The organism is Bacillus sp. NEAU-Y102 (assembly GCF_054788175.1).
In genome coordinates, this window is sequence record NZ_JBTWFK010000005.1 from 419,453 (window position 1) to 430,456 (window position 11,004).

Below are 11,004 nucleotides of genomic sequence, written 5' to 3' on the forward strand. Positions count from 1 at the left end.
CTATATAACATAAATTTCTTTTTCAATCTCTACTAACTGCTTGTGCAATTGTTCTTTACTTTGCTCATATAGAGATACATCAATCGTTTCAGCCAATGCAAATAATATACTTTCATAATAATTCATCACATCTTGCTGCATTACTTTTTGGAATAAGTTCCATTTCAAATCCCACTCTTGCTTATAATGATGAACAAATAAATCTTTTTCATCAGCTACATAGTTTGATACGAAAGGTTCTAATACAACTTTAGCCTCTTCTTGCATGAATGCTTTATCATTTTTTTCAAAAAAGCTTTTTTCATTTTTAAAATGTGCCAGTGCTTTTTTGAAATCTTTTATTTCAACTGAAGGGAACGGTTCTTTATGTGTAATATCTTTATATTCATACTCCACTGTTCCATTCATAGAAATTGATTGATTTTCTACTTTACAGTTCACTACAATTTCGTCCTTTGCACGCTTCATCGCTTCGTCTATCCATTTTTCAAGACGTAATGATGTCGCACGCATTTCTTGTAATAAATCATGCTGAATAAATGCTACTAATTCCATAACACACTGTTGCAATTGTGTTTTCACATTTCCATCCGTTCGAAGTGACGCCGGATTAATAAATTCAGTAAACACATCGTTATAACGTAGGAATAGACGCTGTTGCACGTAATAAAGCAACTCTTTCACTTCATTTTGCATCGCCTGTTCTTCAGCAAGTACACTATATGATGAAATGATATGAAGTAGTTGATCACGCTCTGCTTCATATTTTTTCGTTTGCTTCTCTTTCTCTTCATTCCCCTGCTTTGCACCATTTATCATGTTTACTAAAAGCTGATCTGCCCCTTGCAACGCACCGTATAGAGCATGCACAGAAACAAGCATTAAATCTCTCATCATAAAGGACGTAAATGATTCCTCAAACTTAGTAATTCCAGAGTTTTGTAAAATACCATACTTCTCTTTTTCAACACTCTTTCCTTGTTTCTCTTCAAGCGCACATAAACTTGAAATTGCAAATAAACGCGGATTTCTAATACCGTATTGCAGTAGCTGATCTGCGATATAACCTTTTACCATTTCAAGTTCTTCTTCAGACTCTGCTAAATCCGCCGCATTAATTAAGAAGAACATTTTATCAAGAGCAAAAGTATCCTTTACACGACCAAGCTGAATTAAAAATTCACGATCCGCACGAGAGAATACATGGTTATAATATGTTACAAATAAAATAGCATCTGCGTTTTTAATATACTGGAATGCAACATCCGTATGGCGAGCATTAATAGAATCCGCTCCAGGTGTGTCTACAAGCGCTACTCCCTGCCTTGTTAAAGCACAATCATAATAAAGCTCCATATACTCAACGAAGCATGATTTTTCTTCGTTCGCTACATAATCAGAGAACTCTTCTAATGTAACTTGTACTTGTTCTCCTAAATAAGTAGAAACTGCATCATACCCTTTTTGTACCGCTCGTAAAAAGCTAAATGTTGTTTTTTGCTTCCCAGTTGGTGAAGGATATTTCATAACTTTATCAATTTGTGCTAACGCCTCATCTAACGTAGTAATCTCATAATGAAACAGCTTATAAACAGCTTTCATATCTTCTAATAAAGCTTGCTTTGATTTGAATTGAACCATTACTGTTCCGTGTGGTTTTTCCTCTGTAACCGGCAAAATTTGATTAATCGTTGCCGTCGTCGGATTTGGTGATACAGGAAGTACCTTCTCACCTAGTAAGGCATTGGCAAATGATGATTTCCCAGCACTAAAAGCTCCGAATAACGCTACTGTAAATTGTTTCGTTTCCACACGACGCCTTTTTTCTATTACCTCTTGCTGTACATGTTTCAGCGCTGGCAATGGCTCTAATATCATTTCAGCTTTCTTCACTTTCTCTAATATACGCTGAATATTTAAAACTGCTGTTCCTTTTATCTCTTCTTCATGAGCCGCCCCGTTATCATTTACAATCTCCTGCTCTTGTAGTGTAAATTTCTCACTAACAATTTGTTTTTCACGTTGCAATATCTCCTCTATTTGCAATCCTTCTGGTGTAGCAACACGCTCGCGCCAAATATTTTGTAAATAACTTTCATATGTCTCTAAATTGTTACTGTATTGTAATTCCGTCTCTTTTGCCGTTTGCAACATCGTATATTTTTCAATCTCTTGTTCCATACGAGCAACTGCTTCCTTCACCTTTTGCTTTAAAACGACTGCACTTTTATCAAAAATTTGCTGAGCTTTTGTAAAATAACGTTTCTTCAGTTCATTCGCTACATCCGCTGTATAAAGAAGTAAGTAATCACCTGTGAAACCTGCACCTTGTTTAATGACTTCAGCTAACATTTCTGGTCCAAAAGCAATTTCTAAAGCATATATGTCTTTCCCAATTTCCTCCGTGAACAATCCTTCTTCTTTTAAGAAGGCCACAATAAATTCTTTCACATGAAAATCAAGTTGCGTTTCAACAGTCTTTTGAAGGGCAGAATAAAACGCCTCTACACGTCTTTGTTTTTCTTGCTCCGTCTTTCCTTTTGCAAATAGCAAACCAACTTTAAACTTTGTTAATTTCGTTTCTAAATATGCATTTGCCAATTCTCTCATTTCAAATGGCATTAAATACGCGTTATCTAATATAGCTTGTAAACCTTTTATAAATTCGTTTCTCACATGAGATTCTTTACTAGCCTCGCGATGTTTAATTTCCGTTAGCTCTTCTTTCTTTTCAACTATTTCTGAAATCGAAAGCGGTGATGCTAACTCTTCCTCATATGTCAAAAGAGCTTTTTCATTTTCAGAAAGAATAAACGAGAAATGTTCCCCCATTAAATATTCTGTTTCTCGCTCCATTCCATCTCTTACATACTGCTCTTTTTCTTTCATAATAGATGTAATTAATGTTTCTAAGCTTCCAATTTCATTATGTGGATGGTTCATCATTCTTAATGACGTATAATAAACTCCATCTACTTCAATATCCCAGTTAGAGAACGATTGTTTTACACTATCTTTATAATCCTCAAACGATAATTCATTTTCTTTATGTTTATCTATTTGATTTACAACGAGATAAACCGTTTTATTACGTTGTTTCAATTCTTTAACAAATTGTAAATTCACTTCCGATTGGACGTGATTATAATCCATCATATAAAAAATTACGTCTGCTAGATGCAGCGTTGATTCTGTCGCTAATTGATGGGCATCATCTGTTGAATCAATCCCTGGTGTATCAACTAACATAACACCCTCAGGAATTGGCGCATCATTCCGATAAATATGAACACCAATTACTTCATCACCGTCTTTACAAATTTGTTTTAATTCTTCCGCTGAATATGCACCATCATATTCGTACTGTTCTCCAGATTTAATCGTTACAACAACACGATCAAATCCCTTTTCAATTTTAACGACGTTAGCGCTTGTCGGAATTGGACTTGTTGGTAACAACTGTGCTTTATATAGATGATTCATCATCGTTGATTTCCCTGCAGAGAAGTGACCGCAGAACGCTATCATAAGCTGTTCTTGTTTATATTTTTGAATCACCTCAAACAACTTTAAACTATTCTCTGCATCGCCGTGTTTTTGCCACTCTTCATAAAAACAAACAAGTTTTCTCATACCGTTTGTCTGTACTATGTTTGTCATCCCCTTGTTCCCCTTTATCCAAGATGTATATACTTTTCCCTGCTATTTGCGAGCTCATAACCAGTGAGAGTTACACCTACCCATTGATTACAGTTTCACTTTACTATCATACTAAATTTTCAGCATATTCTCATTAAAAATAAAAAATCCCTTTCATTCTTTTTACAAATGAAAGGGATTTTATGTCATATCACTCATTTTGCTGTTCCTACTCCATTTAAAACATACTTTGTAATAACTGCATATACAACGACTGTACCTGCTACTAATGCATATACCATACTTACGCACCAACCTTTTTTGATAATGATTATCACTTTTGAATACAGTTTATCATTAAAGAGAATCATTATCAACACTTTTCATAAAGAAAGCCCCTTATAGGAAGGAGCTTTACTGCCTGTTTTGAAGAAGGTTAAAACTTGTTGTGCACTCTTATTATATCTCATAATACGCATCTTAACAGTTTTAAAAATTGGAAATTACCTATATACCCTCTTCTTTACATTTTGTATAATAAAAGGGAATTACTTAACAAGGAGGAAAATAATGACACAAAACATTTCACAAGGCGAGAGGATACATTCCATCGATATTATTAGAGGAATAGCTGTATTAGGTATTTTTCTTGTTAACTGGCCAATTATTGCCGGGGTTGACTCACGTGATATTACAGGAATTTACGAAGGGATAGACAGCTATATTCGCCTATTTTACGATATGTTTATTCAAACGAAATTTTATACAATTTTTTCGTTTTTATTCGGATTAGGTTTTTATATTTTTATGAATCGTGCTGAGGCGAAGACCGATCGTCCAAAAACTTTGTTTGTTCGCCGCTTACTTATCTTATTATTATTTGGGTTCTTACATTACGTTCTTTTATGGGACGGTGACATTTTACATACTTATGCAATTACCGGGTTTTTCTTATTTTTATTTTACAAAAGAAAGACACGTACTATTTTAATATGGTCAATTGTACTATTAAGTTTCATGCAATTGTTCACATTATTAGGTTCTCTTGTCATGTTATTATTGCCAGTAGATGAACTAGGCCTTTCCATAGCCATTATGCCGTTAGAAAACTGGGGCTTACAAATTACAGACAGATTCTATTCTTTCTATTCTGAAGCAATAAGTAACAGTCTTATTATGCTTCCTGAAACACTAGGATTGTTTTTACTCGGATTATATGCCGGTAAAAAAGACATTTTCCGCCGTGCTAAGGAATTAGATCCAAAACTTAAAAAATGGCAAATCATTATGTTCATTTTAACATTACCGATGTGGTTTATTATGGTTTACTTCTTTATGAACAATCAACCATACACACCATTTTCACTTATGGGTATTACGATGATAAGCGGAAAGACATTGTTCATCTTCTACATTGTCACGTTAATGCGTTTATTACAAAAAGAAAAATGGCAAACAGTATTACGTCCATTCCAATACGTTGGACGAATGGCGTTAACGAATTACATCTCACATACAATTGTTACATTACTTGTATTTGGGCTACTATTCAAAAATGATTATCTTGCTCCATTATGGGTTGGACCACTATTCTGCGTCGGTTTCTACACGTTACAAATCTTTATTAGCCGCTGGTGGCTTTCACATTACCAATACGGGCCACTTGAGTACATTTGGCGTCTTGGTACTTACGGGAAAATGATGCCACTTAAAAAGAAAAGCAAGGTCTCATAACGAGACCTTGCTTTTTTACGCTTCTCTTACTGCACTTTGCATAGACACCGGCTCTTCTTTTACTTTCACTTTGCGCTGCGGCACCATATTAAATACGATATTTAACAATACTGCTGATGCACTTCCAAGTACAATTCCGTTATCTGTTAAAATACGAATGCTTTCTGGAAGTTGTGAGAATAATGTAGGAACGACTGTTACGCCAAGCCCAATTCCAACAGAACATGCAACGATTAATAAGTTTTCTTGTCTTCCAAAGTCAACGCTACTTAACATTTTAATACCATATGCCATAACCATACCAAACATTGCGAGCATAGCACCGCCAAGTACTGACTTCGGAATAATTGTTGTGATAGCTGCAATTTTCGGAATAAACCCAAGAGCGATTAACATACCACCGCAAGTATAAATAATAACGCGATTTCTTACTCCAGTTAATTGAACAAGTCCTACGTTTTGAGAGTATGTTGTATATGGGAACGCGTTAAAAATACCACCTAACACCATCGCTAATCCTTCTGCACGATACCCTTTTGTTAATTCTTTTTCACCGATTTTTTTATTGCAAATATCAGATAATGCAAAGTATACACCTGTTGCTTCTACAATCCCTACACAAGCAACGAGAATCATTGTAATAATTGGTGTTAATTCAAATGTTGGTGTACCGAAGTAAAATGGCTGAATACCATGGAACCAATCCGCCTCTCCAACTGCTTGCAAGCTTACTTTCCCCATAAATGCTGCAACGATAGTACCGAACAACAAACCTAATAGAATAGAAATTGAACGGATAAACCCATCAAAGAAACGATACATAATGATGATAAATAATAACACTCCAAATGCTAACGCTAAGTTTTCAAGACTTCCGAAATCTTTGCTTCCTACTCCACCAGCCATATCATTAATAGCGGCTGGAACAAGTGTAACTCCAATTACTGTAACGACAGACCCTGTTACAACTGGTGGAAACAGTTTTACAAGCTTTCCAAATAATTTCGCAAAAATAACAACGAATAACCCGGCAGCAATAATTGCCCCATAGATAGAAGACACACCGTATTGTTTTCCAATTGCAATCATCGGCCCAACCGCTGTAAATGTACAACCAAGTACAACTGGGAGTCCAATACCGAAAAAGCGATTTGATAATGCTTGTAAAATTGTCGCAACGCCGCACATTAATAAATCAATTGAGACTAAGTATGTTAACTCTTTTTGATTTAAACCAAGTCCGCCGCCTACAATAAGCGGTACGATAATTGCGCCAGCATACATAGCAAGCATATGCTGCATACCAAGCGATGCAATTTTAAATGGATGCTGCTTCATTGCTTATTTCACCTCCGCAGTTTCATGCTGTACAAATGTAACTGTGCCGTTATCAAGTGATGCAATTTCTGCTAGTGATTCAACACGAACGCCTTGTTCACGAAGCTTCTTTCCTCCATCTTGAAATGCTTTTTCAATAACAATTCCAATTCCTGCAATACTCGCTCCAGCTTGCTCTACTAAACTCATTAAACCTAAAGCAGCCTGACCGTTTGCTAAAAAGTCATCGATGATTAATACACGATCATTTTCATCGATATGATTGCGAGATAATGAAATTTCATTCGTTTCTTGTTTCGTAAATGAGTATACGTTTGCAACGTACATATTATCTTGTAACGTTAACGATTTACGTTTTCTTGCAAAGATTACTTTTACACCAAGCTCTAATGCAGCCATAACTGCTGGTGCGATGCCTGAAGATTCAATCGTTACGATTTTTGTAATGTTCTCTTCTTTAAAACGTTTAGCAAATTCTTTTCCAATCTCTTGCATAAGTACTGGGTCAATTTGATGATTTAAAAATGCATCTACCTTTAATACGTCACCAGATAAAACCTTTCCTTCGTTCAAAATCTTTTCTTGTAATACTTTCATGTTTGTTCCCCCTCTTATGCAATAAAAAACTCCAAAAGCCGCCACCACTCGTTACAAGTGAGAGACGCGCTTTTGGAGTTTCGCAAAAAAGAATGCTAAACAAGCAATATATTCGTCCTCACTCATAGTCAAAGTATTTACGGTACTTCGGTAGAAACTTGCAGGCCATATCCCCGCGATTATATGAGTGTAGCTAACTATTTATTTTATAGATGGATTATAACGCACTTTTTATACTTTGAAAAGTATTTATTAACAAAACACGTACAAATTTTATAAAAACATCATTTTCGTTCGAGTTTTGTAAACTCTTACATATTATTTCAAAGCGTCGTTAAAACAATTGGCCCATCTTTTGTAATTGCAATTGTATGCTCATATTGCGCTGATAATTTCCCGTCCATCGTTCTTGCAGCCCATCCATTTAAATCTACTTTCGAATATCGCATACCTACATTTACAATTGGCTCAATTGTAATTACCATTCCTTCTTGCAACTCAGGCCCTTGTCCTTGTTTCCCAAAATGAAAAATTGCTGGTTCTTCATGGATCTCTTTACCTATTCCATGTCCCGTAAAGTCTCTTGCGACAGAAAAACCTTCATTTGCTACGTAACTCTCAATTGCATACCCAATGTCCCCTACATGATTACCGATTACCGCCTGATCAATCCCTTTATACAATGCATTCTCAGCTACTACCATTAACCTTTCCGCTTCCTCAGAAACATTTCCAACTCTATACGTCCAAGCAGAATCTGAAAGACCACCATTTAAGTTTACTACCATGTCAATTGTTACAATATCTCCTTCATTTAAAGGAACATCGGCCGGAAACCCATGACACATTTCATCGTTTACAGATGCACATATCGCATATGGATACCCATTGTAACCTTTCTGTTCAGATGTGGCACCATGCTGTTTTAAATACATTTCAACAAACGTATCAATCTCTTGTGTCTTTATACCTGGCTTTATCATTTTCGCAATTTCTTTATGACATGAAGCAAGTAATTTTCCAGATTCATGCATCAAATCTATTTCATTTTTCGTTTTAATTGTAATCATACTACCTCTACCTTTCCTTGCTAAACCTACTATTTACTACTAAAATTCTATCATACACATCTTCTTCCACAATTTCCAATTACAAAAGCAAATATCCTTTATCTCTATTTTCCGAATATAAATTTTTAGTTAATTCGATTTTTAAGATATTATATCTAGTATTTTTTATTGATATTTACTTATAAACAAAGTATAGTGTTACCATACTATTAAAAGGAGGATTATTAAAGATGATGCACGCAGGAAGACTACGTCAGCAAACTTTGAACAATAAGTAACTTAATATGTTCAAAGGCTCTGTTTTCATAAAGCAGAGTAAACGGGATTAGTCTGCACATTTTTAATAATCTTCAACGGAAGAGTACACTTTCCACATGAAGAAAGGCAGATATACGTCTGTCTTTTTTTCGTATATTTTTTCATACAAAGAGAGGCGTTTATTCATTATATCCTCGTTTACTCTTAACCACAGACAGAAGCTCGTCTGTGGTTTTTTTATGATTACATTTCCTTATATCTCGCTACTTTAATCATATTGATGTAGTTAGAAACAATTAGTAACAGAAAACATTAAAATTAGAATAAACATTTGGAGGAAATGGGAATGAATACACTTAAAGTTAAACAATTAGCAAATAAGGAAGGACTAAATATATTAGAAGATTCAATAGTAATTAATGAATCTGGCGTTGACTTTCAAGTAGCACACGTTAAAGAACAAAACGGAGATAAATGGATACTAAGAATTCCTCGTAGACCAGAATCTATGAGACATGTCCAACGAGAAAAAAAAGCATTAGAACTTATGAAAAAACATGTAGAATTCCAAGTTCCTGATTGGTCTATATTCTCTGAGGAACTAATCGCTTATAAACAACTAAGTGGCGTTCCTGCCGCTACTATCGATATAGAACGACAAGAATATATATGGAACTTTAATGAAAAGAATGCACCAACTGAATACAATATTTCATTAGGAAAAGTTCTAGCGAATTTACACTCATTACCTCAGCAAAAATTTAATAATATAGGTGTTGAAATTCTTACTGCTAATGAATTAAGAACTTCTATGAAACAAAGGATGAATCGAGTGAAGGAACAATACCACATCAATCAAAACTTATGGGATCGTTGGCAAGCATGGCTAGCTGAAGACTCTTTTTGGCCATCTCATGTAGGAGTAAAGCACGGGGATATACATCCAGGTCATATCCTGATTGATAAGAAAAATAATGTAACTGGCTTAATCGATTGGACAGAAGTAGGGATAGCTGATGTATCTATCGATTTCACTTCCCATTATCTGCTCTTTGGGAAAGATGGACTAACAAAGTTAATTAGTTCTTATGACAATTCTGGCGGTAAAACTTGGTCAAGAATGGATGAACATATTATCGAACTTCTAACAACAAGTAGTATCACTGTTGCTGAATACGCTCAAGTATCAGGTTTGAAAGACATGCATGAAATAGCTGTACACATGCTATCAACTGAAAGTTAATGAAGTTGCAAAAAACAGAAGAACCCTCTTCTGTTTTTTGTTATTTTCCACATATATAATTCATTTTCAAAAACTCAAAACAACTACCGTTTGTTTTTTGTATAAACGTCCCAACTGCTTCAAACCCTGCCCTTTTATATACTTTAATAGCTCTCTCATTAAATTTCACTACTGATAGTGTTATATGATTGCACCCATATTTTTCTTCACTAAAAGCTAGTCCCGCATTCACGAACTGTAAACCAAATCCATTGCCAGTTATATCAGGTCTCATTCCAAGTCCTATATCAACCGTTCCATTATTCATTTTACAAACAGTAAAAAAACCAATGAGAGTGCCATTTTCCTTTACAGAAAATGTATGATTCCCTCTACTCTCATCATGTAAAAACTCATCTAAATCTTCTTCATCTGCCGCTATATCATAAAAAGAATATTTCCCTTCATAGTGCCAGTTATATGCAATCTCTTCCGCTTCTTCTTGCGTCATTACTGTATATGTATAAAGCATTCTTTTATCCCCCTTAAAAAAAGAGCTGCAATTAAGTGAAGTGACCCCTAAAAGTTAGACACGGTTATTTGATTAGGCAGCTTGATAAAAGTGAGTCCGGTATTGTACCGGGCTCATTTTTAATTTTGCCTTAATCCGTTTCGTATTATAATAATCTATATATTTTTCTAATTCTATTTTAAAGTGCTCTACATTTTCAAATTCTTTTATGTAGAGGAACTCCGATTTCATAATCCCAAAGAAATTTTCTATTACTGCGTTGTCGTAACAGTTGCCTTTTCGAGACATACTCTGGACGATAGCTCTTGATTCTAGTGTACGGACGTATTGTCTCATTTGATAATGCCATCCTTGATCCGAATGCATCAGTAGCTGGTGCGTTTCAGGTAAACGTTCCAATGCTTTCTCTAACATGTCTGAAACAAGCGAATACGTCGGTCTAGAACCAATTGTATAGGTAATAATTTCACCATTATACAAATCTAATACAGGTGATACATACAGTTTTTCTCCAAACAATTTAAACTCTGTGATGTCTGTTACCCACTTTTGATTCGGTGCATCTGTATGAAAATTACGCTCTAAAATATTAGGTGCAATTCTACCGACTTTTC

General features: G+C 35.0%; 9 protein-coding genes and 1 riboswitch. Of the genes, 2 read left to right on the forward strand and 7 right to left on the reverse strand.

The features are described from left to right. Together ACYFX0_RS16075 and ACYFX0_RS16080 are read right to left on the reverse strand one after the other, a co-directional pair. Window positions 1-3,660, reverse strand: coding sequence for a dynamin family protein (locus ACYFX0_RS16075; protein ID WP_098829764.1), 3,660 nt, complete (start codon window positions 3,658-3,660; stop codon window positions 1-3). Window positions 3,661-3,854: 194 nt separating this feature from the next. Continuing rightward, window positions 3,855-4,010, reverse strand: coding sequence for a hypothetical protein (locus ACYFX0_RS16080; protein WP_000600126.1), 156 nt, complete (start codon window positions 4,008-4,010; stop codon window positions 3,855-3,857). A gap of 199 nt (window positions 4,011-4,209) precedes the next feature. Here ACYFX0_RS16080 and ACYFX0_RS16085 point away from each other — a divergent pair, with 199 nt between their 5' ends. Next, window positions 4,210-5,373 carry a DUF418 domain-containing protein gene (locus tag ACYFX0_RS16085; RefSeq protein WP_017762956.1) on the forward strand — a complete coding sequence of 388 codons (1,164 nt, stop codon included), beginning with the start codon at window positions 4,210-4,212 and terminating at the stop codon, window positions 5,371-5,373. Between the two features lie 15 nt (window positions 5,374-5,388). Here ACYFX0_RS16085 and pbuX read toward each other — a convergent pair whose 3' ends face one another. The 3 genes from pbuX to ACYFX0_RS16100 form a co-directional block, all read right to left on the reverse strand. Then, window positions 5,389-6,711, reverse strand: coding sequence for a xanthine permease PbuX (gene pbuX / locus ACYFX0_RS16090; protein ID WP_000809215.1), 1,323 nt, complete (start codon window positions 6,709-6,711; stop codon window positions 5,389-5,391). A gap of 3 nt (window positions 6,712-6,714) precedes the next feature. Then, entirely contained in the window at window positions 6,715-7,308 is a 594-nt protein-coding gene (locus tag ACYFX0_RS16095) for a xanthine phosphoribosyltransferase (protein ID WP_000866482.1), read from the reverse strand. Between the two features lie 105 nt (window positions 7,309-7,413). Continuing rightward, a riboswitch (purine riboswitch) is annotated at window positions 7,414-7,515 on the reverse strand. Window positions 7,516-7,631: 116 nt separating this feature from the next. Beyond that, a complete protein-coding gene (locus ACYFX0_RS16100) occupies window positions 7,632-8,378 on the reverse strand; it encodes a type I methionyl aminopeptidase (protein ID WP_000628412.1) in 747 nt (248 codons plus the stop codon). Window positions 8,379-8,982: 604 nt separating this feature from the next. Between ACYFX0_RS16100 and mphL the strand changes: the two genes are divergently transcribed. Beyond that, on the forward strand, window positions 8,983-9,879 hold the full coding sequence (gene mphL, locus ACYFX0_RS16105; protein WP_106081419.1) for a macrolide 2'-phosphotransferase MphL: 897 nt from the start codon (window positions 8,983-8,985) through the stop codon (window positions 9,877-9,879). Window positions 9,880-9,919: 40 nt separating this feature from the next. Here mphL and ACYFX0_RS16110 read toward each other — a convergent pair whose 3' ends face one another. Together ACYFX0_RS16110 and ACYFX0_RS16115 are read right to left on the reverse strand one after the other, a co-directional pair. Continuing rightward, the gene (locus ACYFX0_RS16110; protein WP_106081420.1) at window positions 9,920-10,390 is read right to left on the reverse strand and encodes a GNAT family N-acetyltransferase; all 471 of its coding nucleotides are present in this window, start codon (window positions 10,388-10,390) and stop codon (window positions 9,920-9,922) included. A 72-nt stretch (window positions 10,391-10,462) separates the two neighbouring features. Then, the coding region (locus ACYFX0_RS16115; RefSeq protein ID WP_460270783.1) for an IS3 family transposase at window positions 10,463-11,004 on the reverse strand (542 nt) is incomplete at its 5' end.

Excerpts from the sequence above, each read along its gene's own strand:
- ACYFX0_RS16095 (WP_000866482.1), bottom strand. The coding sequence starts at position 7,308 with ATGAAAGTATTACAAGAAAAGATTTTGAACGAAGGAAAGGTTTTATCT.
- ACYFX0_RS16075 (WP_098829764.1), bottom strand. The coding sequence starts at position 3,660 with ATGACAAACATAGTACAGACAAACGGTATGAGAAAACTTGTTTGTTTT.
- pbuX (WP_000809215.1), bottom strand. The coding sequence starts at position 6,711 with ATGAAGCAGCATCCATTTAAAATTGCATCGCTTGGTATGCAGCATATG.
- ACYFX0_RS16100 (WP_000628412.1), bottom strand. The coding sequence starts at position 8,378 with ATGATTACAATTAAAACGAAAAATGAAATAGATTTGATGCATGAATCT.
- ACYFX0_RS16110 (WP_106081420.1), bottom strand. The coding sequence starts at position 10,390 with ATGCTTTATACATATACAGTAATGACGCAAGAAGAAGCGGAAGAGATT.
- mphL (WP_106081419.1), top strand. The coding sequence starts at position 8,983 with ATGAATACACTTAAAGTTAAACAATTAGCAAATAAGGAAGGACTAAAT.
- ACYFX0_RS16085 (WP_017762956.1), top strand. The coding sequence starts at position 4,210 with ATGACACAAAACATTTCACAAGGCGAGAGGATACATTCCATCGATATT.
- ACYFX0_RS16080 (WP_000600126.1), bottom strand. The coding sequence starts at position 4,010 with ATGATTCTCTTTAATGATAAACTGTATTCAAAAGTGATAATCATTATC.